Source organism: Pseudomonas sp. Irchel 3H7, assembly GCF_900187605.1.
Classification (GTDB): Bacteria; Pseudomonadota; Gammaproteobacteria; order Pseudomonadales; family Pseudomonadaceae; genus Aquipseudomonas.
Window position 1 is genome coordinate 1 of the sequence record NZ_FYEA01000001.1, and the last position, 25312, is coordinate 25312.

At 62.1% G+C, this 25312-nt stretch carries 9 protein-coding genes and 1 pseudogene; 2 read left to right on the top strand and 8 right to left on the bottom strand.

The window, feature by feature from the left end; genetic code table 11:
- Positions 1-2323: pseudogene (locus CKW38_RS30080) on the top strand (hypothetical protein); the annotation flags it as partial.
- A gap of 397 nt (positions 2324-2720) precedes the next feature.
- On the top strand, positions 2721-3074 hold the full coding sequence (locus CKW38_RS00010; protein ID WP_095111413.1) for a DUF6124 family protein: 354 nt from the start codon (positions 2721-2723) through the stop codon (positions 3072-3074).
- 163 nt (positions 3075-3237) lie between these two features.
- Here the strand turns inward: CKW38_RS00010 and CKW38_RS00015 are convergent, their stop codons facing one another.
- From CKW38_RS00015 to gspK, 8 genes are all read right to left on the bottom strand, one after another.
- Positions 3238-15750 (bottom strand): filamentous haemagglutinin family protein, encoded by a 12513-nt coding sequence (locus CKW38_RS00015; RefSeq protein WP_095111414.1) that lies wholly within the window; start codon positions 15748-15750, stop codon positions 3238-3240.
- Between the two features lie 189 nt (positions 15751-15939).
- Entirely contained in the window at positions 15940-17049 is a 1110-nt protein-coding gene (locus tag CKW38_RS00020; protein WP_007918196.1) for a substrate-binding domain-containing protein, read from the bottom strand.
- 453 nt (positions 17050-17502) lie between these two features.
- Positions 17503-18714 (bottom strand): type II secretion system inner membrane protein GspF, encoded by a 1212-nt coding sequence (gene gspF / locus CKW38_RS00025; protein WP_095111415.1) that lies wholly within the window; start codon positions 18712-18714, stop codon positions 17503-17505.
- A complete protein-coding gene (gene gspE, locus CKW38_RS00030; RefSeq protein ID WP_007918200.1) occupies positions 18714-20120 on the bottom strand; it encodes a type II secretion system ATPase GspE in 1407 nt (468 codons plus the stop codon). Before gspE ends, gspF begins: the two co-directional genes overlap by 1 nt.
- Before the next feature lie 151 nt (positions 20121-20271).
- On the bottom strand, positions 20272-22638 hold the full coding sequence (gene gspD, locus CKW38_RS00035; RefSeq protein ID WP_095111416.1) for a type II secretion system secretin GspD: 2367 nt from the start codon (positions 22636-22638) through the stop codon (positions 20272-20274).
- Positions 22635-23180 carry a type II secretion system protein GspM gene (gspM, locus tag CKW38_RS00040; RefSeq protein ID WP_095111417.1) on the bottom strand — a complete coding sequence of 182 codons (546 nt, stop codon included), beginning with the start codon at positions 23178-23180 and terminating at the stop codon, positions 22635-22637. Before gspM ends, gspD begins: the two co-directional genes overlap by 4 nt.
- Positions 23173-24351 carry a type II secretion system protein GspL gene (gspL, locus tag CKW38_RS00045; protein WP_095111418.1) on the bottom strand — a complete coding sequence of 393 codons (1179 nt, stop codon included), beginning with the start codon at positions 24349-24351 and terminating at the stop codon, positions 23173-23175. The genes gspM and gspL overlap by 8 nt, the downstream gene beginning before the upstream one ends.
- On the bottom strand, positions 24348-25307 hold the full coding sequence (gene gspK, locus CKW38_RS00050) for a type II secretion system minor pseudopilin GspK (RefSeq protein ID WP_095111419.1): 960 nt from the start codon (positions 25305-25307) through the stop codon (positions 24348-24350). Before gspK ends, gspL begins: the two co-directional genes overlap by 4 nt.
- Positions 25308-25312: the final 5 nt, after the last annotated feature.

A 25312-nucleotide genomic window follows, 5' to 3' on the forward strand; every position in this document is an offset into this window, starting at 1 on the left:
GGGGTTCATCGTCACCGTCGCCGGCGAACACGGCAAAACCCTCAAGGGCGGCACGCTGGACCTGTCGTACAACCTGCTGACCGATGAAAACGGCACCATCGTCAAACGCGCATCCCTGCACGCCTCGCTGTTGAACGTCGGCGAAGCGCAACGCGAACTGGTCAAACCCATCGTGCTGGGTGAAAAGGATGGCGTGCTCGAACCCAAAGACCTGCCCGGCGGCGCCAGCAAAATCACCGCGCCACGGCCGGTGGCTGTTCCGAGCGCGGCCAACGATATCGTGAAGTTTTTCTGGATCGTTGAAGGCAATGAGCCCGTCACCGACTCGAAAATACTCAACGCCTTGTCCAAGGACAAGGACGTGGATTTCCCGCTGAACGCGGCGTTTGTGGCGCAGCACATCGAGCCTAATCGCGGGAAAAAAGTACAGGTGCACTACGAGATTTTCCGGGCGGCCAGCAACACGACCAGTTATTCGAATGTGCTGGAGTTTACGGTGGGGCAACCGGTGGCGCTGGATCCGCCGACGATTGATTCGGTCAAGGGATCGCCAAGCGGCAAGGACATTGTCGAGGGTGGCACCATCGTTGAAACCAGCGTAGTGCTGAGCGGCACGGGCGCCAAGGGCAAGAACGTTGAAATACGCAATGGGCCCACCGTCGTTGATGAGGTCACGGCCGATCCGGTCTCTGGAATCTGGACCTACACCGTGTCGGGGCTGACTGTGACGAAGCACAGTTTTATCGCGACAGGAAAGTACGGCACCGAACCTGCCTCCGCGGCCTACACCCTCACTGTCACGGCGGTCATTGTGCCGAAACTGAGCAATGTGCTGGACGACAAAAACGTTGAAATCCCCGAGGGACAAACCACCTTCAGCACGTTGCTTACACTCAAAGGCACCGCGAGCAAAGATCAGGACGTCGGGATCTATGATGGCAGCGGTGCGAGCGCAGTACTCAAGGGAACCGCGACAGCGGATAAAACCACAGGCCTGTGGGAATGCACGATCACGGTTGTAGTCGGCGCGCGCCGGTTGTATGCCAAATCCCTTTATCACCCCACATCGACCTATTCGAATGTGCGTCACGTGAGCGTGATTGAAGATATCGCCCCGACCATTGACTCTGTTATAGGCACAGTCAGTGGTAACGAAATTCCAGAAGGCAGCGATACTGAGGAAACCGCCGTTACGTTGAGCGGTGAAGCAGCCAAAGGGCAGAATGTCGAGGTATTCAACCTCGCAGACTTGTTGGACACCGTCAGTGTCGATACATCAGGCGAATGGCGATTACCAATTGCAACCCTGAGCGCAACGACGCACAGCTTTATCGCCAAGGCTTCGTACGGATCGAGAGCGGAGTCAGCGCCTAGAACGCTGAAGGTAAAGGAAGCTACTCCAGACCCGGTGGGGACTATCGATATGCGTACGCGACAAGCGGACGTTGTCATCACCAGCGATGGTGCCCTCGCTTATGTAGACTTGGGCACGTCCATTGCAATTGTTGACGCGAAGAAAAACAGCATTATCGATCACATTGTAAAGCCTGAGTCGGACTACGCTTGGCTTTATATATTCATCAATTCTACCAATACAAAAATCTATGCCACCGAAGCATCGGGAGAAGTATCAATATTCGATACAGCAACCAAAAGATTTACCAGGCAAATATATAACAGCCATCACCAGGCTGTGATGAATAAAAACAGGTCACGCTTTACCTATGCGACCTTAGATAGCTCCTGCGTTACCATTGATGCTAATACTGAAAGCTTAATAGGGTCAATAAAAGTACCTGGCTGGTCAATGCCAGTCTTGCACAATCGCGACTCCTCCGTCCTCTATAATCACACAACCATCTCTGAAATCAGTTCATTATTTGAAGCGCGCAATATCATTACAGGTCAAACAATTGCAAGTTACCAAATAACACACTCTGTCCGTAGCTCCTTCGTCGCTGCTCACTTAAGCGTCGACGAAAATAAAATCTATCTTGATATAGCCTTGTTAGAGAACAAAGATTGGACACGCTCATTAATAATTCAGCTGAATGCTGACACTTTGCAAGAGCAGAGGAGAATAACACTGCCCGACAACTCACGAATAGCACATGTTTTTTCTGATCGGATATATCTGGACAACCAAACCACTACGAGTATGGCTGTCCTTGACATCAATTCAGGGCAGATAGTCAAGAACATCGAAATAGGCCACCTGGGTACTGAATGGGGGAGGCGCTCGGCCTGCACCCCAGATCAGAAAAGGTTATATGTATGCAATACGAAAGGTTCTTTAATGGCTGTGGTCCGGACCGATCTGTGAGCAGAAAGGGGACAGACCCTGAGGGATCCCCACAAATCTACTCCAGGCTCTGCGCCTGATGATGCGCCTCATCACGCAGAGCCTTCTCAAATGTTTGCCAGTCCTCGCTGCCTCCGAACTCTGCGCATCTACGCCTGCGCTTTGGGGTCGGGTTCTATTGTGGGTCGGTCGCTGACGAATCAGCGATCGGGTTTAGCGACTCGAACTCAAGTCAAAGGTGCATCAGCGTTCCAGGCTTCGTTGCGGATCTGTATTTTCGCGATTTCGTCATGGTGGCTGTATGCGGGAGACCTTCGGGTCTGCCGGGTGCCTTTGACCGGTTCGCTAACCTGCGTACAGCCGCCACCCTCCTGTTTAGCGACAGGTTGTAGCGGCTCCACTTCAAAGGAGCTTCACCATGATCAAACCAACACCCAACCCACCCGAAACCGACCCCACCTCCCCCTACGAATCCCTCGATTCAAAAAAGCTCAACGACGCCGCCGACCGCGCCCTCGATCACTACCTCTGCCCACCCGGCTCCACGCCACCACCGCGTAAGACCCGCCGGATGTACGCCGTCACCGCCGACTTCAAAAACGAGGAACTGCTGGCCGATGCCAGCGAAACCCTCGCTTCGGCCAGAACCATCGCCCATGACTTCGCCCACCTCATACCCGCGTCGCAGCGCAGGACGCTGTTGGGGATTGCGCAGCTGATCATGCTCGGCGAGCTGGCGGTGAATCGGGTGATGGATAATCTGGAGTTGTAGGATTGAGGCAGCCATGGGAAACACTTGCTGATTGATCCGGTGTCACTTCTGGCCCCTTCGCGAGCAGGCTCGCTCCCACAGGCTCTCCGCGAATGCAAGTGTGTTTGTGCAGACAAAAAAAGGGCGACCAACCGGTCGCCCAAACGTACTACACGAGAGTCTTTTACAACGTCAGTTGCCCACGCTCCTCTTCGGTCAACTGCTGTTTCGCCTGATCATCCAGCGCCCCGGCGCCCAACACCTGCACCGGGCTGTTCGGGTTGTAACCCGGTGCCGGTGCACGGCTGGCACCATCGCGGGACGGCGCAAGCTGTTCGTTGCCGAAGCTCAACACCTGCACGGTGAACACCGACGCCTGATTCTGTCGCGAAGCTGCCTGCTGCTGACGGGCGACGTCCTCCGCCGCTTGAGTGGCCGACGATGCTGCGGAACTCGCCGATGTAATCGCCCCGGTATTCACCGCCGACACCACCGGCACACCCGTCGCCTTGCCCTGAACCGAAATGTTGGCGGCGTTGACCACCGTCAGCGCGGCGATGTTGACGTTGCCCGAAACGCGAATCCCCGCCTCGCCCGCATCGATGGTGCCCAGCGGCGCGATCAGGTCGATGTCGCCCGGCGCCACTTCGGCGATCGGGTTGAGCGTGGCGATACCCGCGCCGGTGCTCGGCACCGACGGCGACAGTGTGACGTTGCCCCAAGTGTCGTAAACGCGTTTCGGCGGGGTGTAGACCACGGTGGTTTTCGAGCCGCGACCGGCGTTGATATCGCCCTCGGCCGACCAGCCGAGAATCGAGCCGCCGAACGTGGTCATGATCCGGCTCTGGCCGAGCAAAATGCTGCCCTGCGAATAGAGCTGAATATTGCCCGATCCCTGAGTGATGATCCCTGCGGTGGACGGCGGTGCCGCGCCTTCGATGCCGAACACCTGACCGCCGCCCGGGGTGAGCATCTGGATGTCGCCGCCGAACAGGGTCTTGACCCCTGCTCCGCCGTACAGCGTGATGTCGCCGTCGTAACGGATCGGATTGCCCGCCACATCAGTGGTCGGGAACAGCGTGGCAATGGCGTTGCGACCGCGTAGATAACTGCCTTTACGCGGGCCATCGACATCGTTGTATTCCAGGCCACCGGCGCGCAGTTCGGCGAAGTACACCTGCCGCGCGAAGATCGCCTGCTCGGTGGCCGGCAACGCCGCGTAGAAGGCCTGTGCCTGTTCGTCACTGCCGTTAAATCCATAGCCGAGGGTCAGCCAGCTCTGCAGTTCGTCGAGGTAGGTCCTGGCCACTTTGCCCGGTTGCGCACTCAACGACCGGTCAGGGTTAGCAAGGTTCTGGCGATTCAGATAATGCGCGACAAAGCGTGAGTAATCAGGCCCTTGCGCGCCCACACCCGCCTGCATGACCACGCTGGCACCAAGGCGGTTGTCACCCGCCACTACCGGCCCGATGCTGGTAATACTGGCGCGGTCCTCCATCAGGATATTGCGCCCGGCATTGATGTCGAGAACGCCGGGACCGGCGATGTCGAAGCTGCTGTAGAGAATGTCGCGGCCCGCGGATACCCGCGAAATATCTCGCGGATCGTTATGCACGAACAGGTTGCCGGTCGACGCAATGCTTTCGCTACTCGGCGAGCCCATTTCGGCGTTGGGCACGATCGTTGGCTGGCCGAGGAATGTACCGGACGCAACGATGTCGCGCCCGGCCAGCATCGACACCGGGGCCGCCGCTTCGTACCAGGTGCGTCTAGACAGGTTGAACGTCAGCGTTTCACCGCTGCGCACGCCCACCAGATCCCCGGTCAGGGCATAGAAACGTGCCGGTGCCTGTACATCGCTCAGCCCCGAATAACTGTTGGGCCCAAAGGCAAACAGCGGATAGCGCACATTCTTGTCCGCTGAAACACCGTCACTGTTCAGATTCGTCATGATTGGCGTCGCCGACGTACTGCTGCCGTAGCCATTGAATGCGGGAGCGAACGGCGTGGCGATGGCCAGTGGACTGGCGCCCGACTGGTTGATCGCATAGCCGCCGGCATAGATCGAATCCTGCGCCAGCAACTCCAGTTGCCCTGCATTCGACGGCGCCAGCAGCAATGAATAACTCGTTGCCGGCACTACGCCGCTGCCTTGGCTGTACACCGCTGACGGCCCGGCATAGATCGAGCCTTGCGCAGCCACTGCGCGCAAGATCGACGGATAGACAAAGCGCCCGTCGGTCGGCGAGGTATTACGCGCAGTCACGGGACCTTGCCCGGTGGTTTCACCCAGTTGGGTGCTCGGCGTCAGATTGCCGCCCGCTGAAAACAGGTCGATCGCGGTGTGATCGGTCCACAACGAGAAGCCGCTCAAGCCGCCGCCGTCGTGTACGACGCCGTCATCGGTGGTAAACGGCGTAGAGTTCTGCAAGCGTACCCGGCCCGGGTCCGCCGCCCCACCCAGTACCAGATCGCCACGGGTGTTCAGGCTCATGGCCGAGTCGCCCGGGATCAACACCAGGCCGCCGGAAGCGCTGCCCAGCGTGGCCGTAAACGGATCGTACGGGCGGACTTCACGAACGTCCTGAACGGGAGCGGCAGCGCCATACTGAAGATTGATACCACCCAGCGCACCCCCGGTCAGTTGTGCGGCACCGCGCAGGTTGATCAACGCACCTTGCAGATCATGTTGCGCAACACCGACGCCATTTTGTCCCGCCCGGGCCTGCAGCGATGGGTTGACCGAGCCACCGACACGGATGTCCATGTCACCGCCGCCGGTCAATTGCAGAGTACCGTCGCTGCCCACACGTCCGGTGCTGCCGACTGCCACGATCAAGCCCTGCCCACGAGGATAAAGGTTGCTGTTGCCGCTGCCGCCCATGGCCTTGAGCATGCCGGCGTCAGCACCGGCGCGCAGGCTGATGTTGCCGCCACCCAACGTCCCGAAACCGGTGAACCCCACCAGGAAGGGGCCAGTGTCGACGCTTTGATCCGGCAACGGCTGAGTCGCGTAGCTGCCGAAGTTGATCCACCACGCCGTCGGCACATCGCTGCTGCCGGTGCCCTGACGCCAGAGCCAATTGCCCACGGCCACACTCGGCACCTGTTCCGGGGTATCCATGTTTTGCGAGTACCCGCGGCGACCCAGCACATCACCGGAAATCGAACCGCCGGCATTGATCGTCAGGTTGCCACCCATTTGCGGGTACCAGGCCTGATACAGGCTGTCATTGCCACTGACCCATTTTTCGTAATCGCTGCCGCCACTGCCCAGCACCGAGCCGTTATCCGACAGGCGTCCGCGCGGCTGGTTGTACAGCGGATCGACGTGCTGCGACTGCGTGCCGGCGGTGTACACGCCGAACGGTGAATCCATGCTCAGATCGCCCGCGGCGAGCACGTCCAGATCGCCGGTGCCGGTGCGCAACACGCTGAACATTTGCGTGCGGGTTTTGACGGTGATGCCCGGTTTGTTTTCCACGCACAGTTCCGGGAACGCACCGCACCAGGCCGCCACGTCATCGTCGCTCATCGGGGAGCCGGCAGGCATGCCCAGCCAGTTGTCCGGCGCCCACGCCCAACGCGGCGCCGGCACGCAAGAGTTCGGCGCCCAGTCACACCAGTCTTTCAGGTCGTCAGGCACTGGCTCACCGGGAGTAAAACCACCCAGGTTGCCGTCGCCCCAGACCAGCGTCGGCGGTTTTTCCGTCACCTTCAAGCCGTAGTGGGTGTCGGCCAGACGCAAGTGCCCATCGCTGGAAAGCGGCTTGATCGCGCGGCTGTCCGCCGCACTCAGATCCGCACCCGCCACCACGCGCATCGACCACGACGCACTGCCGGCCGGCAACATGCTTGCGACTGCCCAGTTGCGCCCCTGTTGCGTGCCGCTCAACGGTCGCAACTCAATGAACGCGGTGCCGTCGGCCAACACGACATCAGTCATCGACGGGATCAGCGAGCCACGCAACAGAGCAAGCGAACCGCTCAGGCGCACGCCCTTGATCGCGTTGGTGCCGGCCTCGACGTTGCCTGGCAACGGCACGCCTTTGGGCCAGCGCACGGCGCCGATCGCCGTCACGTTGTTCAAGCGGATGCCCGCGCCAAGGCGACTGCCCGCCGGCAAGGTCACGCTGTCGGCAAGCAACGTACCGGCGGCGTACAACAACTGGCCCGTCGCATCGTGTACCGCAGCGGCCAGCACTGTGCCTGCGCCCAAGGTATACGGTCCGGCCAGGGTCGCCTCGGTGGGCAACAGGGTCCCGGCGGGCAGCGTCGCGGCTTGCAGCGGCACGTCGTAGTTCAACGTGACACCGGCCGGGAACAGCGTGCCTTCGGCCAGGGTCACGCCCGCCGTCGGCACGATCAGGTCGCCACCAAACGGCTGGATGCCCGGCAAGAGTTTCCAGCCGGCATCGTCGACGGTTTCCGGCGGCGGCGCGAAGCCGTCGTTGAGGCTGCCATGAATATCGAGGTTGCCGCCGGCTCGCATCACCAGACTGCCCGCCTCGCCCGAACCGTACACAGCGGTTTTCTGCGTATGCGGATTGAGGCTGGCATAGCGGTAGCCGGACAAGTCCACATCGCCCTGCACCACCAGATCGCCGTCGGCGGTTTTGCTGGCGATTTCCACGCCCGGCCGTAAATGGAACGCATCGGCGTAGGTGGCATTGTTCAGCCCCGCCAGCTTGTTCTGCAGCAGGTTGCGGTTGGCCAGCGCCGCGTCGATGAACGCACTGCTGTCAGCATGGATGCGGTCGAAGTAGGCCTGATCGATCACCTGATACGGCCGTCCGCTGGCCGCCGGGTCGACGCCGTCGGTGGCATCGGTATAACGCCGCGTGGCGTTAAGGCCAATCGACCGTGCGCCCTGAATGCTCAGCGCCCCGCTGGCATCAATGGCGATGTCATCGACCCCAAGACGCGGCGCGTTCAACTCCAGCGTGCCGCGCAACAGCCCGTCGGACTGCCCGGGCAAGGTGCCGCGCACGGCGTCGGTGCCATGACGCAGATCGATCCGCGCACCGGCGCCAAGGGTCAACAGACCCGCAGCGGAATTGAGCTCAACCGTCGCCCGGTTCGGCGCGTCGATGATCTTGCCGTAGCTATCGACCCGCAGCACACGACCATGGGCGTCGAGCACGGCGTTGCCGGCCAGGGTCAGGCCGTTTTGCGCCGACAGGCGAATGTTGCCGACCCGCTCGCCGCTGGCATCGATCAAACCCGCGACGGTCAGGCTGCCGTTGTCCACTGATACGTTCACTTCGCCAGCCTTGAGTCCGTCGCCAATCAGCAGATCACCCTGCTTGAGTTGCAAGCTGCGACTGCCGAAGACCTGACCGGCATTCAAGCGCTGGTTGAGGGCGGCAAACTGCTGACTGGCATCACCGTTCAGGTGCTGGGCGCGGATGTCCACGCCGGCGGATTTGTACGGCACCCACGTGCCGCCGGCATCGTAATGGCCGCTGCTGGTTCCGAGTATCTGGCCTTGCAGATCAACCATGCCCGCATCGCTGGCCAGCGCGACGGCACTGAGGGTGCCGGCCTGATTGTTCTGCGCCGAAAGGTCGATGCGCGAACCGGCGGCCTGACGAATATTGCCGTGGCTGCTGTACAGCGCCACATCGCCGCCCCAGCTGTACTTGCTGACATCATTGAACGGCAAGGTGCGGCCGGCCATGTCCACAGACGCGCCATTGGCGAGGGTCAGATCGCCCTCGGATTTCACCAGCAGTTTGCCGCTGGCCAGGGTGATGCGGCTGTCCAGCGCGATGCTGCGGGCATCGAGCGTCAGTTCCGCGCCCAAGGCATTGGCGGCCGCTGGCGTGCCGGCGCCGGTGAGCGTCAGGTTGTTGCCGGCCTTGAGCAGGTTTATCGAAGCGGCCTCGCCCGTCAGCAGCGGCGTGCGCAGGTTGAGATTGCCGCCGCTGTAGACATAGCCCTTGACCGGATCGTAAGCGCCCTGTTCCTGGTACACCGCCAGGCTGCCCTTGTGATTGGCGGTGATGCGCTCACTAGCGCTGAGGTTGACGTTGGCAAAACCCAGCGCCAGCCGATTGTTCTGCTCCAGACCGCTGGCCTGCGGATTCGGGCCGTAACCGAACTCGATGCGCTGCGCCTGAATATCGAGGGTGCCGCGGCCCGTGCCGGCGCCGCCAGTGATGACGGCGCCGGGATCCTGGCTGGCGCCGTTCCAGATCAGATTGGCGGTGCGAATGGACGCCACGTCAGCGCTTTCACCCAAGCCGTAAATGGCTGGCGTGGTGAATATCAGGTTCTGCAATTTACTCACGCCCGTCTGCGCGTCCAGCGTATCGAGGCTGACGTTGCCGTAAAAGTTGAACGCATCGCGGCTGGTCAGGCTCAAGGTTTCCAGCGCGGGCGCACCCAACTGCGTATCGCCGCGCAACAGGCGATCGAGCACACTCTGGTTCAGCGTCAGACCGGTCGGCACGCGGCTGCCGGCAGCGCTCAAGGCTTCGGCGCTGCCAGCGTTGACGGCGCCGACAGCCAGGGCCAGATGGCGGGTGCCGAAGCGTACCGACTCATCGAGTTCAAACTGCTTGTCGGTGGCGGCGGTAATGCTGCCGTTGGAATAGAGCAGCGTCGGGTTGGTGCAGACGGTCGTCGGGCACTTGCCAATGCGAATGTCGCCCGCACCGGAAGTACCGTCCGCTACCGCTGGCGCCAGGACGTTGGTCCAACCGTTCGACACCATCAGCAGCGCGGCCGCCCCCGGCTGGTAGATGAAACCACTGCTGGAGTCGTACGGCGCGTTGCCACGGCCCAGGGTGTTGATCCCCGAACCGGCTTCGAGGGTAATGCCACCATCGCTGCGGGCGGTGCGCAACAGCACCTCGGGCGCCGACAACATCGCCCCCTCGCGCAGGGTGATCGACGTCGTGTAGCCAGTGAACGAGATGATATTGCCCGCGCCGCTGTAATCGATCAGCGGTTGCGCGCCGAGGGTCAGGCGCCCGGCATTCAAACCGTTGAGGCTGTCGGCATACAGCGACACGCCAGTGAAACCGTCGGTGCGCGAATGCCCGGAGCCGAGAATTTCAAAGTCCATTGCCCCGCGTACCGTGGCCGTTCCGACCACCCCGCCGGCGGCCGGGGCGAATAACGCGCGGCCGTTGAAATCCAGGGCAACGTCCTGCTCGGCGCCTGGCATCAAATACAGATTCAGCGATTTGCCATCCATCGGGGCCAAGGCCCGGGGCACGCCACGCCGTGTCGCGTCACTCTGGATGAATTGGCTGAAACCGGTCTCGTTGTACTGCGAATAACGGCGCAGAACATCCGCAGACGTCAGAATGACCTGGCTGGGCAGGCTGTTACGCAGCCCGGTGTTGGCAATCGACATCTGCCCCGAACGGGTCCACGAACCATTGCGCATCTGCAACGCGTCGTTGCTGACGCCTGCTGTGGCCTGACCATTGACTTCGACCCGGAACGCCCCGGGCAGCAAGGCAAAGGTCGAGGGCAGTAATGTGTAGGTGCCCGCCGCCAGACCCGGCACGCCGGCACCGAGGGTAATCTGCTGGCCGATGCGCGGATCGACCGCCCCGGCCTCGGCGAGCATCGGCGCGTAGGCACTCTGATTGCCCGGCACGATGGCGTACACCGGATTGCTGGCAAGGCCCGGCAGGCTGAAGGTGCCGTCATTGGCGTTGCGCACCAGCGGGTTGTAGCGGGCATCGGTGGAACCGCCGCGCCCGGAGACAAACCCGGCGCCGCGCAGATCACCGCCACCGGACAGATCGATCAGCGCGCCGCCCTGCACATCGACGTAGCGCGAGGTCAGCGTCACGCCGGCGGTATCCGCACTGATGCCCTTGAGCTGAACGGATTTGCCAGCGTAGCGATAGTCGATGCCGTCGGTAGTTCCGCCATACGGCATGACCAACCCGGCGGCGCTGACCGAAGTCACGCTGCCTGGCAGCAAATGCAGCTCGCGGGTATTGACCACCGTTTCACCGCCAAGGCTGATCATGCCCAGCGGTGCGCGGATCACCCCGCCTTGTTCAATGCGCCCGGCCGCCAGTGTCAGGTTGCCAAACACCGAATACGGCAACGCGGCCGGTGCGGCCCCGCTGCTGCTGATGCGCAAGGTGCGAGCCGGATCGGCACCGGGGATCACGCTTTGGTAGCCCACCCGCACCTCAGCGGTGACATCGCTGGCAGGATAGATCTGCGCGGCACGCAGGTTGAGGTCGCCCGGTGTCCACAGTTCGGTTTTCTCGACATAACCGGTCGGCGCCAGAAAGCGCAGGTCACCACGACTGTGCAGGGAGACCTGATCAAAGCCACGACGCGTCACCTGCAAATCCGCACCCGTGAGCTGGACAATATTGCCCGCGGTACCGAACGACAGGCTGTTGCTCAGGTCCAGTTGATCCGCACTGGCGTTGAATTGCCCCATCGATATACGCGTTGTCGGCGTGTTCATCACCCGTGGCCGAAGGTTGCCCGGCGCCTCGAAATACTTGCCCGTCCCCGACAGACGCAGGTAGGGCGCAGACAGGTCGATACGCGCATTGTCTTGCGCGCCTTCGGCCAGCGAAATCGCGCCGGCATACAGGCTCAGGCTTTGCTGCATGTGCAGATTGACGTCACCGTCGAACGACAGCAGGCCGTTGCTCAGCACACTCAGATTATCGAACCCGCCAGCCATCAACTGGTCGGCACTCAGGCGGGCACGCCCGTATTGCAACGCGGGCGCCGCTTCACCCGGTTGCACATCGGCAGGCAACAGGGCGTCAGCGGTTTGCTGGCTGATGATGATTTCGCGCGGCACGCGCACCTCATTGCTGGCATCACTGCGCAGATAACTCGGCGTCTCCAGAGCGATCTCCAGGCGCCCACCCGCCGCGCCGACGCCACCGGCCGCCGCGCGCAGGTCGCCGTCGATGAACAGGCCGTTATAGGAACTCAGGGAAATTCGCCCGCCGTCCGTAGCGACCGCCGTCGGCCCCTGCCCGGCGATATCCAGCAGCGCCTGCGCACCGGATGCGTCAAGCCGCGCGCCATTGCGCACGACGACATAGGCATCGGCCGCCGTGGCGGTGGCCTTCTTCGCGTCGGTTTCACCGCCAATGATGATGCTGCCGCCCTTGCCCACCAGCCCATATACCCGGCCCAGCGCATCCACGCCCGTGGCAGCGCGCCCGGCGACATCGAGCACGGCGTGGTCGCCAATCCAGATCGAGCGGTTGTGGGCATTTTTGTCGGCGACTTGCGAGGCCTCGGCGACATTCATCGAGCCGAACTGCTGCTGGCGAATGTCGATGATGCCGCCCCAGGCATTCAACTCACCGTCGACAGTAATCTGTCCGGCGCCGCGCACGTTGATGCTTTGCCCCGGGTCGACACTGATGCGCGAGCCCTGGCCAAGGGTCAACGCATTACGCGCAGGATCGCTCAACGCCACCTCGCTGGAACCGGCCTGCAAGCTCAGGCTGGCACCCGCGCGTTGCGTCAGTTGCGCCTTGGCCGGATTGTCCTGATAGAGCGTCGGCGTCCACAGCTCCAGCGCCTGTTGCGGGGCGACACCGCTGGCCTGACTGGCTGCCGCGTCAGCAAACCGGTAAACCGGCATCAGCACGTCGATCAGCGTGTTGTCCGCAACGTCGAGGCGGTTGAGCCCGATCAGGTTGTAGGCTGAAAAGCCTTTGTCGAACAGATCCGCTTGCAGCTGCAAGGTATTGTCGGCGAGGGCTTTGTCGGGCTGGCCGATCAACACGTTGCCGGCCTGAATCAACAGGCTGCCGCCGCCCGTCACACCATAGCCACGCAACTGGCCAGCGAGGCGCAGATGACTGTCACCCGGCGCTGACAACGCACTGGACTCCAGCGTCATGTCGCCGCCCTTGCCCCCCCGAGTCTTGCCGTTGGCCAGGAGCGCGCCGCCGGAGGACACGTCGAGCAGGCTGCCGGTGCCGATTTCGATGTCGCCGCTGCTGCGGATCGAAATGACGCCACCGTCCAGATACGCAAGACTGCTCGCGTCATCCGGGTCAGTGCGCAAGTTGCTCCACAGCCCCCGGGTGTCCAGTTGCACCTTTTCCGCCACGCGAACAGCCGTGGTCGTGCCCGCAGGCGCAACGATGCGGGTATCGGTGACACGGTCGGTATTGAGCTGATTGAGCACGTTGCCCACATGCAGGCTGCCGCCCCGCGCAATCAGGTCGGCGTTGACCTGCACCTGCGGCGCGTAGAGGGTGATATCGCCACCGTTGCCGACCGTCACGGCGCCGTCCACATCGATGCGCTCTTTGGCGGCGACTTTCAGTGCGCCCAGTTGCCAGTCACTCAGTTGTGCAGCATCGAGAAACAGCTTGCCATTGCGCGCCTCGGACACCACGCCGGTCAGGCCCACGTCATTGTCGCCGAGCGGACGCTCAATGCCGATCTGCACCTGATCGAGCAACGGATTGAGGCCATAGAGCACGCCACCCGCCGCCGCGACGTAGGCGGCATCGTAACCACCGACGATCAACTGCCCGCGCCGCGCGAGTGCGGTCTGACGCTGCGCGTAGCCGTCGAGCACGGCACGCGGCGCCTGAGTCTGGCGCTCGCCCTGATAAACCTCCCCCAGCAGTTGCCCGTCGAGCCGCGCGTTACGGGTGCCGATCACCAATTGCCCGGCATCGCGACCCACGGTGTAGCCAGCCTCCAGGCGCTTGGTCGGTGCGATCAGCGGGTTGTAGTAATAGCTCGTCTGACCCCAGCGTTCGCTGCTGTCTTCATAACCGTTGTACAGACCGCTGTAGAGCAGATCGCCGGGTGCCTTGGACAATTCGTAGAGATGTCCATCGGCACCGCGCAACCAACTCTGGCGAATCTCGCCACTTTGCACATCGAGCGTGCCGCCAGACAGGTTGATCAACGAGCCCTTCTCGGTCACCACGTCATTGCCGGCGAAATTTACCGTCCCGCCCTGGGCCATCCATTCACCGATGCTGTGCCCTTGGGTGCCAAGGTAACCACCGACTTCGAGCAACCCCCCTGCCGTGTACCAGCGATCCGTGGCGTAACCGTTGGTGCCGGCGGGCACGTAGACCAGCTCACGCACGTCAACCCAGACGTCGTTGCTGTTCAGCGCACCTTTGTCGCGGTTGCCCGATGCGTCGCGCTGTTCGTTGCCCTGCACATTGATCTTGATGCTGTTGGATTCCATCGCGACTTTCACGCCGATGGCGCCGGAAACGTCGATCAGCGCACCGTTGCGCACCAGGCTGCGACGCTGCGCGGCCACCGCGATTTGTCCGCCCGTGGCCAAGGTAATCGAACCGTTCTGGAACTCGACGCTGCCACCACTCTGGATGTCGATGCGCGACTGGTCACTGCGAATCGAATTGGTCGGGGTAACGGCGGTCAGTGCGGACTGATGCTGGCTGTCGAGGGCCGTGAGGTCACTGCTGTCGAGCATGATCGCCGTGGCACTGCCCTGCCCCAGCGTCACGCTGCCTTGGGTGTCCGTCGCCGGGTTGAGCAGATGAATCGTGCCGCGCGTGGCGACCGATGTGCTGGCGAGTAATACGCCGTTTTGCACGACCTCATGGCCGGTCAGGGTGATGTCGCCGGTCGCGGCCTGAATCAGACCGTTGTTGCTGACCTTGCCGGCAACGCTGGCGGCTTTGAAGCCCGGCGTAACTTCGTTGCCGAACGTCGTGGAGAAGCCGTTGCCTTCGGTGCCCGCACCCTTGCGAATGTAAAAGCGATCCCCCGCCCCCAGCACGGTCTGGCCCTTGGCGGTGTTGATGCTGCCGTCGTTCTGCACTTCGCTGCCCAACAGCAAGGCATAACCGCCGGCGTCGGTGGACTTCGCCGGTCGCGCGGTTTCAATGGACGCCCCGCGCTCCACCAGCACTTTGCCCGCCGCGTCGGTGAACGTCGGCTGGCTGGCGCTGCTGTCGAAATACAGGCCGCGATCACGGAACTGGATATCGGTGATGTTGGCGGCGGCTGCCACCAGGTTGCGCACGTTGACCTGACTGGTGCCGCTGAAGACGATGCCGTTGCGGTTGATCAGCATCACCGTGCCGTCGCCCTTGATCTGCCCCTGAATCTGACTGGCCCGTGCACTCGGATCGTTGACCCGGTTGAGCACCGCCCAATTCGCTTGCTGGGCAAATTCAACGCTGGTGTTACGCCCGACGTTGAAGGTTTCCCAGTTGAGAATGGCTTTGTCGGCGGTTTGCTCGATCTTCACCGTGGTCTTGCCGTCGGCCTGAGTCTGTTGCGGGCCTTTGGCGTTCTGCCAGCCCTGGGTAAGGCTGTTGTCGACCTTCAGCCCCCCCTCGGCCAAACCGTCCGGAACAAACTGCACCGAACCCAATGCTGTCGCGCGTCCGGCCGCTTGCGCCGCTTGCTGTGCAGCAATCGCGGCGACGGTGTTGTTCAAGGTCTGAATCGACCGCTGCAGCTGTTGGTTGGCCTTCTGCTGTTGCGCCAGCGGCGGCGTCATCCCCGGCAAACCGCCGGTGCCGGGCCGTGCAGCGCTCGCCTGCTGCGCCGCGCCCTTGGCGGCAAACCATCCCGAACTGAAAGCAGTGGCCGCCTCGGCGCTGCCCGCCACCAGACACAAGGCAATCGCCTGCGCCAACGGCTTGAGCAGCCACAGCGCCGGATCGACGACAAGACGCTGTTGAGGCTGAACACGGGTACTGCGACGGGATGGGCGAGCGAGCATCACTACGAGATCCTTTTGAGTTGCCACACGAGGCCGCAGGTCGGGTGGACCCTGCTGTTATGAGGTAGGCGGTTGGCGAAGGCCGCGACCGAACGGATGTCACACAAACTTCATGATTGAGGAGTAGATCGGCCAAAAAAAAGCAGCAGCCCGAAGGCTGCTGCGATTGCATTGCGACTGAAGCGAAGCTTACAAAGGACGACCGATAGCGTTGCAGACGCTGGCGTTGTTGATGTCCAGGTTGTTGCCCGAAGAGTTGGTGACGAAGTTGGCGGTCACAGCGGCTTTCCAGTTGGTTGGAACCGGAGTGAAGCTGTGCGCGATGGTGGCAGCGTTGTTGCCCGGGTTGCTGTAGTGAGTGGTCAGGAAGCTGCGTACATCATTGGCCACGGTTGCATCCTTGTAGCACTGACCGAAGATGAAGTTGGTGTAAGCGACGATCGGGTAGCCGCTTGCCGGGTTAGGCACAACCGGTACCCACTGCGCCGGGTTGGCAGGCGCGGCTGGCAGAGCGGCCGAACCCAATGCCAGGGAAACGTTGGCAGTGGTTGGCTGCACGCCGTTGACGCGGGCAACAACAGCGTTGCTCGCAGCGTTCACACCGTCCGGACCGACGTAACCGATCGAACCGTCAACGGCGTTGACCTGGGTGGCGACGTCAGATGTACCGGCAACACCCACCCAGTTCGCAGGCAGTGCGGAGCCGGCTGGCAGGCGAGCGTTGGTGAAGGTGGAGTTGGTGGCGAACTTGGTCGGGCAGATCGAGTTCAGGTGGCGAGTGAGGATTTCCGAGGTGCCGCTGGAAACGTTGCGATAAACAACGCGAATCGGCGTGGTGTCGGCAGTACCCAACAGCGCACCCCAAGTGGTTTTGGCGCCCGAGAAGGCATCACACAGCTGAGTGCTGGTCAGGTTCAGCGCGGTCTGGCCAGACTTTTTGTACGGAATGGCAACCGAAGTGGCCACCGAAGGCAGTTGGATCAGCGGGCCGTACGAAGCGCCGTAGGTGCTGTTGTAGGTGCTGATTTCCGTAGCGCTGAGGATCGAGTCGCTACCGGCGAAGTGCACCGAACCGGTGGTGCTGAACAGCGCGGAGTTGTTGGTCAGGAAAGCCGTTTTGCCAGTGCCGCTACCGGTGCCCAGGTAGCTGAAGTTGGCTGGCAGGATGCTGTTGGCAGAACCTTTGTACAGAGCGGCAGGCAGAGTCGCGCCACCACCGGTAACGTTGGCGGCCATGGCCTGGGCGGAAGCCAGAGCGGCGACGGTCAGTGAGGCGGCGATCAGAGTGCGCTTGAACATGAAGAATCTCCTTTTCAACTGGGTTGTGAACACAGGTTTCGGGGTTGCTTGCATGACACTGGGAGGACTCACCGGGGCCCTCGCTAGCGCTGGCCTTGGTTAAGTCGCACTGAGAAATTCGCAGTTTCCGGTGACAGATAAAGGAAAAAACCTCGGGAGCTGTGAGGTGTTTCCGAAGGGATTTTCTCGGGTGTTTGTCGGGTGCTGCGCAGCGTCTGGGGCGGGGGTTTGGCTGAATCGGGCTGGAGGCGTTGGCGGGTGGTTGCAGATGACAGAAAGGAGAACCCGAGGATGGTTTTTTTGAGGGTCGGGTGATGGTCGAATGCGCTGTAAAAGTTTTACAGATTCTTTTCCTGAGCTGACCTTATCGCGAGCAGGCTCACTCCTACAGGGGAACGCATTTCAAATGTAGGCCTTCGCCTGCTCGCGATGAGGCCCTACGCAACAACAGCCCTATTGGACCAGTTGATTGATCTCAATGATCGGCAACAACACCGCCATCACAATCACCAGCACCACCCCGCCCATCACCACAATCATCAGCGGCTCCAGCAGTGCGGTCATGCCCATCGCCCTCCGTTCGATATCACGCGACAGGGTTTGCGCCGCACGCTCAAGCATCGGTGGCAGTGAACCGGTTTTCTCGCCGCTGGCAATCAAATGAATCAGCACCGGTGGAAACACATTCTCCACGCGCAACGCTGCCGCCAGGTTCACGCCCTCACGCACCTTGGCCGTGGCCTCAGTGACGCTCAAACTCAAGCGATCATTGGACAAGGTCTGCCGCGCCGCCTCGAGTGCGCGCAACAACGGCACCCCGGCGCCGCCGAGAATCGCCAGAGTCGAAGCGAATCGCGCGGTGTTCAAGCCCAGAATAAAACGCCCGAACAGCGGCAACTTCAACACCCGATGATGCCAACTCAAACGTGCCGCCGGATTGCGCAGGTACAGGCGCCAACTCCAGAACGCCCCCGCGATGATCGCCGCACACAACCAGCCCCACGCCCTTATGAAATCACTGGCGTTGAGCATCGCCAAGGTCAGCCCCGGCAAGTCCTGTCGCGCCTGGGAAAACGCACTGACCACCTGCGGCACCACGTAACTGAGCAGGAAAATCACGATGCCGATCGACACCAGTCCAACCACGCCCGGATAGATAAACGCGGTGAGAATCTTGCCGCGCAGGTTGTTGCGCTCCTCGATGTAATCGGCCAGCCGCTCCATGACCTGCGCCAGATCGCCGGACTCCTCGCCAGCCGCAATCAACGCGCGATAGATCTCAGGAAAATCCCGTGGCCGCGCCGCCAGCGACTCAGCCAGACGCATGCCACTGCGCACATCCGCACGCACAGCGCTGAGGGTGTGGGCGATGTGTTTTTTCTCGGCCTGTTCGACCGTGGCACTCAGCGCTGCTTCCAACGGCAGACTCGCGCCCAACAAGCTCGCCAATTGCCGCGTGGCCCACGCGAGGTCGTTGTCGGAAAGTTTGGCGCTGAACAATCCACCGCCACCATGCTGGGCAACGTTGCTTTCCTTGTGCACCGACAACGCGGTCAACCCGCGCCCGCGTAATGTTGTGAAAGCGGCGCTTTGACTCTCCGCCTCAAGGTGCCCGGATTCGATCTTGCCAGTGGCATCAGCAGCTTCAAAACGATAGCGATTCATCAGGCGTCCCGTGTCACACGCAAGATTTCTTCAGGCGCGGTGGCGCCGCTACGGATCCAGCGTTCACCGTCCTCGCGCAGGCTGAACATCCCGGCCTTGGCCGCCGATGCGCGCAAGGCCTGCTCCCCTGCCCCTTGATGGATCAGCGTGCGGATGTCGTCGTCGATGCAGAACAATTCGTGGATGCCGGTGCGGCCGCTGTAACCGGTTTGATTGCACGCCGGGCAACCGACCGGGCGCCACGTCCCCGGTGTCGCCGGGTCTTCCTGTTTGCAGTGATTGCACAGGCGCCGCACCAAGCGTTGCGCAAGCACGCCGAGCATCGACGACGCCAGCAGAAACGGCTCGACGCCCATGTCGATCAAGCGGTTGACCGCTGACACCGCGTCGTTGGTGTGTAGCGTCGCCAGCACCAAGTGACCGGTCAACGAAGCCTGCACAGCGATTTGTGCAGTTTCGAGATCGCGGATTTCGCCGATCATGATGATGTCCGGGTCTTGCCGCAAAATCGCACGCAGCGCCAAGGCAAAGGTCATGTCGATCTTGGCGTTGACCTGAATCTGACTGATGCCAGGCAAGTCGTATTCCACCGGGTCTTCCACGGTGAGAATGTTGCTGGTACTCGCATCCAGCCGCGCCAGTGCCGCGTAGAGGCTGGTGGTTTTGCCGCTGCCGGTCGGCCCGGTGACCAAGACAATACCGTGGGGCTGGCGGATCAGGTGATCGAGTTTGGCCAACACCTGCGCGTCCATGCCCAGTGTTTCCAGATGCAGGCGCCCGGCCTGCTTGTCGAGCAGACGCATCACCACCCTTTCGCCATGCCCGGTCGGTACCGTTGAAACACGAATATCGATCGGGCGCCCGGCCACGCGCAAGGCGATGCGACCGTCCTGCGGCAGGCGTTTTTCAGCGATGTCGAGTTGGGCCATGATTTTGATCCGCGACACCAGCGCGCCGTGCAGAGCCTTGCGCGGTGAGACCACGTCACGCAGCGTGCCGTCGACGCGATAGCGCACCACTGAATGGGTTTCGAACGGCTCGATGTGAATGTCACTGGCCTCGTCGCGCGCCGCCTGCGTGAGCAAGGCGTTGATCATGCGGATCACCGGCGCGCCGTCCTGGGTGTCGAGCAGGTCGGTGATTTCCGGCATGTCTTGCATCAAGCGGTCGAGATCGACTTCGTTTTCTGCTGCGCCGACCACTGCCGCCGCACTGCCGGTGTCGGCATAGGCAGCGGCGAGCAAACCGTCGAGTTCGTCATCGCGTACGCGTTGAATCGTGGTCGCACCGAACTGCCGCCGCGCCTCGCTGATCGACCAGCCCGGCGTTGACGGGCAAACGGTCAGCACGCCATCACACAACAAAATCCGCTGCGCCTTGGCCCAGGCGTAAGGCAGCGCACTCATCTCATGCCCTCCCCAATCCCTGTAGGAGCTGCCGAAGGCTGCGATCTTTTGATCTTTGGTCGTTTGGGTCCGTCGAAGAGCAGGATCAAAAGATCGCAGCCTTCGGCAGCTCCTACAAATCGGTTTTCCAGATCAAGAGGCGATGGCGGAATCATTGGATGGGCACCGCTTTGATAGTGGCGCGCGGACCCGACCCCGGTAAAACCGCCGGTACGCCCTGCGCCGCTGTCGGCAATTGCGGCGCCTGCATGTCCGGCATCGCCCAGCTGCGTTCCGGTTGCAAACCGCCCTGCGCACGGCGCATAAAGTCGTAACGGTTGAGGGTGATGCTGCGCCCCGCTTCGCTGTCGCGGATGATGTACGGACGCAGAAAGACCATCAGGTTGGTCTTGGTAATCGCTCGACGCTCGTTGCGAAACAGCGCGCCAATCCCCGGCAGACTGCCCAGCCACGGCACCGCGTCATTGCTCTGGCTGTAACCGTCCTGCAGCAAGCCGCCGAGCACCATGATCTGCCCGTCATCAAGGAGGATGCTGGTGTCGATCGCGCGTTTGTTGGTGACGATCCCAGCCGACGTCGAACTGGCCGAAGCCCGCTCATCAATGCTGCTGACTTCCTGATAGATATCGAGCTTGACCGTGCCGCCCTCGGAAATCTGCGGGCGCACATTGAGCTTCAAACCCACCTCTTCACGGGTCACAGTCTGGAACGGGTTGTTGCTGGTGCCGCCACCGCCAGTCACATAACTGCCGCTGACAAACGGAATGGTCTGCCCAACAAAAATACTCGCCGCTTCGTTGTCCAGGGTCAGCAGGTTCGGCGTTGACAGTACGTTGGTGCCGCCCTTGCTTTTCAAGGCCCGGGCCAGCACCTTCAGGTCAAGAATCTTGCCGATGCCGGGAATGTCGACGGTGCCGTTGACGTAGCCCAGGTTCAACCCCTGCGGCAGCACATCAATGCTGGTCTTGCCGTTGGTGTTGATCCCCGAACCACCCAGATTCGCGCCGCCGATCACGCCTTTGCCGCCGAGGTTGCCGGTCTGCCATTGCACGCCGAACTCACTGGCATCGTCCTCACCGACTTCGACGATCAGGCTTTCGATCACCACTTGCGCGCGGCGCTGGTCGAGCAGATCGATCACCTCGCGCAGGTTGCGATACAACGGCTCCGGCGCGGAAATCAGCAAGGTGTTGGTGGTGGCGTCGGCCTGAATCGTTACGCCGCCGGCACTGAAGGCGACGTTCTGTTCGCTCGCCTGATTACCGCTGCTACTGGTGCCGCCACTGCCTTGTGCGTAACTGCCACCGGCACTGCCGCTGCTATTGCTGGTCGATGTCGTGCCGCTGGTTTGCGTGCCGCTCTGGCCGTTCTGCCCAGCGCTGCCGCCGGTACTTGCGCCCATGGCACTGAGCACCGACCGCGCACTGTCACTGGTGCCGCTATCACTCTCACCCGTGAGCAAACCGCGCAAGGCCTGCGCCAGTTTCGCCGCTTGGGCGTTACGCAGATAAACCACGTGCAGATTGCTCGGATTGCTCTGCGCGTTATCCAGTTTGTAAATCAGATTACGCGCCAGCTCCGTACGCTCCGGACTGCCGGCGCGAATGATGATGGTGTTGGAGCGCGGATCTCCGATCACCGCTATTTTCTGCGTCGGATCATTGCCCGGCGCATCAAGCAAATCCGCGACCATCGGCGCGATGTCAGCAGCGATGCCGTTCTGAATCTGCACCACATCGGTGTCAATCGCACTCGGCGAATCAATGCTCGCGATCAACTGCGCAACGCGGGTCAGGTTCTCGGCGTAATCGGTGATGACGATGGTGTTATTGCCGGGATAGGCGTTGATCGGGTTGTTCGGCGAAACAATCGGCCGCAGCACCGGAATCAGGTTCACCGCGTTTTCGTATTGCAGGCGAAACGTGCGCGTGAGCATGCCGTTACCGGCCGGTTTGTCAGCGCTGTAAATCGGCCCACCCAGCAGCTTGGCATCCGCCTCCGGCACCACCTGCGCGACACCGCCGACATCCACCACACTGAAACCCTGCATACGCAACGCCGCCAACAACATGTCGTAAGCCTGCCGCGCCGGCACCTGACCTTCCGAGACCAGCGTCAGCGTGCCCTTTACCCGAGGATCGACCAAAAACTGCTGCCCGGTCGATCGCGACAACGCGCGCACCACCGCTTGAATATCGGCGTCGACAAAATTCAGCGTCACCGGTTGATCGCCCAAAGGATTGCTCGGCAACGCAATGCCCGACGACGCCGCACCGCTGCGCGCACTCTTGCTGATGTTGTGCAATTGCTTGGGCGCCGGTCGCGCTTGGGCCTGTGCGCGTTCGCGGTCGAGCACCGCGTCGCCGCTGCGCTGAGTATTGGCCAGCGGCCGCCCGAGTTCACTGTCGACCAGCAATGGCGGCTGGTTTTGCGGTGTGCTGGTGTTGCTGCACGCGCTCAACGCCATCAGCAGCATCGGCAACGCCAGACGTGCCGGTTTGGATCCTGACCCCTTCATGAAGCTTCCTTAGCGCCCAGCGCCTGATCCATGCGAACGGTGCCTGACAAAGTGCCGGCGGTGACTTCGGTCGAGGGGTTGTCTGCGCGTTGCAAACGGGCCTCGACCACTTGCAGAGAAAGTTGTGCCGGGTTGCTCAACAGCCAGTCGAGCACGGCGTCGGCCGGTGCCGCGTCGAAGGTCAACTGCCAGGCACCCTGTGCCTCCTGTAATTGGTAATGCCCCGCCAGGCCACTGGCCTGAAGGGTCTGCTCCAGAGACTGCGCCACGCTTTGCCCGTCCGGGCGCACGCTGACTTCGCGCAGCAGCACCTCAAGCGCTTCGGTCTGGGCGCGAAGCTTTGGCGTCTCGGTTTGCCAATAGGTGATTTTCTTCAGCGGCGGCTGGATCAGTGCGACCCACAGCAGCAGGCCGATCAGCGCTATGGCCATGCCGGCAACCATGCGTTTTTCACGCAGGGCCAACGGCTGCCAACGCGCCTGCACCTGAGCGTTGAAGCGTTGCCACTTGGCGCGGTACAGCGCGAGCGAGGCCTTATTCATCTTCTTCTGCTCCGCCGCTGTCATCGCTTTCACTTGGGCTGGCTTCAGTGGCCGGACGCAAGGTCCAACCCTCGTCATCGGCAGTGACGCTGATGCCGGCCTGGACCAAGGTGCTTTGCCACTCCTGATCATTGCCGCCACGACGGGCTTCACTCAGCAGACTCAGTTGCAAGGTGCCGTCGACAAACGCTAGCCGCTCGACACTGCCGGCCATCGACGGTATGCCGCTGCCGGCCTGCAACACCAGACGATTAAAAGTCTGCGCCGGATCATCCGCCGCGCCCTTTTGCCGCGCCGCCAATTGCTGACGGGCCTGTTGCAACGGGTTGAGGATCACCGGCAACTCGGGAAAGGCCTGCTTTACCCGCAGGTTCATCTGGGCTTTCAGCTGCTGGCCCTGACTCGCCTCACGGGCGGCATACAGATTCAAACCGATCACCCAAACGGCCACGGCCAACGCTGACAGGGCGATTGCCCTGTCCCAGCCGCGATGCTCGGTTTTTTGTTGCTGGACTGCGCCGTGCAGGCCCCAACCCGGTAGCGGCCCAGTCCAGCGCTGCGCCTCCGCCATCGGCAATTCGGCGCCCGGCGGCGGTTGATCACCGATCCAGTGCAAAGTGATGCCCGGTTCCCACACAACACCGTCGAGTCCGTCATCGAACAACGGCTGCACCCGCGCCACTTGCACGCTATCGCGCAACAACAGATGCCCGTCCTGCACGCAAGCGACGGTGCCGGGCAGCACCGGCAAACGGTACGGCGCCGGGTAGAGACCGCGCAGGTTCAACCCAGCGCTTTTCAGCAATTGCCCAAAACTCAATAACTGCTGCCGAGGCGCCCAGGCGATCTGCACCTGCCCGGCCTCGTCCCGCGAACTGTGCGCGATGTGCATCTCACTGCTGTCGCCCAGCATCAAGGCCTGCGCCGCACACTGCACCGCCGCGACAATCTTGTTCGCAGGCAACGGCGGTAAATCGAGACTCGCCAACAGGCTGTCAGCCGGGTGCAGAAAACACACCAGCGGCGGCAGTTTCGACTGCTGGCTCAACTGGCTCAGGCTGAAGCGTTCTTCCCGCGTGACCTGGCCCTGACGATCCAGCCAGGCGCAATGCAATTGACTGTGCAGATCCAGCTCCGCCAAGGGCGGCAACGCCACTTTCAACTGGCTCATACGCCCACCCGCGACCAAATCACCTGCGGCAAGCGGTCCTGGCTGCGATGCAGCAACGCCTCAAGACTGACCCGCCGCTGATCGCGCCGCGCCTCGCCGCGCAGGCGAAACCAGTCACTAGTGATGCCGACCTTGACGCTGGTCAGCTCCAGTTGCGGCAGGCGCAAGCGGTTAACGAAATCGCCACGGTTGATAAACCAGCGCCCGGCATCGCGCTCGGCGATCAGCGCATTGGCACGCTCCAACGACAGCCCCGGCACGTAAGCAGCCAAAACTGGCGCGGTTGCGGTGTTGCCGTTGAGCCAAGTGGTTGCGGGGATCACCGTCAGGTACGGCGCCAGCTTGCCGATCAGCGCCTCATTCACGCCGTCGACACTGCGCAGATCATCGATGCTGCGCAGCATCGGCAGCGTCGGATTCTGCGGTTTGTGTGAAGCGTTGGGCGAAGTGGCGCGACCACTGTCGAAACCACTTTTCGGCGCCTCGGCCATCTGCGCATTCAGCAGCCGCGGGTACGAGGCAATCACCCGCTGACTGATGCGCTGACTCAACCCGGCGCTGACCCCGATCAACTCACACAAGCGCTGAAACGCCGCCACCTGCGCCTCATCAACCCGCTCGTTGGCCACCAGATTGCGCAGGTTGAACTTGCCCTGCTCATCCTCCAGCCGCCCTTCAAAACCTTGCGCGGAGAGACGCTGCGCCCACGGCTGATCGAGCCGGGTCAACGGATCGCGCTGACGTGCGTCCCACAACAATTGACGGCTGATCTCCAACCCGCCCTGCACCAGCCAACGCCCCTGCACGCGCTGCTGATCCGCCTCCAGCGCCCGGGTCGACACGCTCTGGCGCGTCAACATGCCCGCCGCAATCACCGCCACCACGGCCGCAATCAACAACGCGCTGATAATCGCCATGCCCTGTTGCTTCGCCCCCTCAGGCGAGCGGCTGTTCATGGCCG

Coding starts and splice junctions, on each gene's coding strand:
- gspE (WP_007918200.1), bottom strand. CDS start 20,120: ATGAGTGCGCTGCCTTACGCCTGGGCCAAGGCGCAGCGGATTTTGTTG.
- CKW38_RS00015 (WP_095111414.1), bottom strand. CDS start 15,750: ATGCTCGCTCGCCCATCCCGTCGCAGTACCCGTGTTCAGCCTCAACAG.
- CKW38_RS00010 (WP_095111413.1), top strand. CDS start 2,721: ATGATCAAACCAACACCCAACCCACCCGAAACCGACCCCACCTCCCCC.
- gspD (WP_095111416.1), bottom strand. CDS start 22,638: ATGAAGGGGTCAGGATCCAAACCGGCACGTCTGGCGTTGCCGATGCTG.
- CKW38_RS00020 (WP_007918196.1), bottom strand. CDS start 17,049: ATGTTCAAGCGCACTCTGATCGCCGCCTCACTGACCGTCGCCGCTCTG.
- gspM (WP_095111417.1), bottom strand. CDS start 23,180: ATGAATAAGGCCTCGCTCGCGCTGTACCGCGCCAAGTGGCAACGCTTC.
- gspL (WP_095111418.1), bottom strand. CDS start 24,351: ATGAGCCAGTTGAAAGTGGCGTTGCCGCCCTTGGCGGAGCTGGATCTG.
- gspK (WP_095111419.1), bottom strand. CDS start 25,307: ATGAACAGCCGCTCGCCTGAGGGGGCGAAGCAACAGGGCATGGCGATT.
- gspF (WP_095111415.1), bottom strand. CDS start 18,714: ATGAATCGCTATCGTTTTGAAGCTGCTGATGCCACTGGCAAGATCGAA.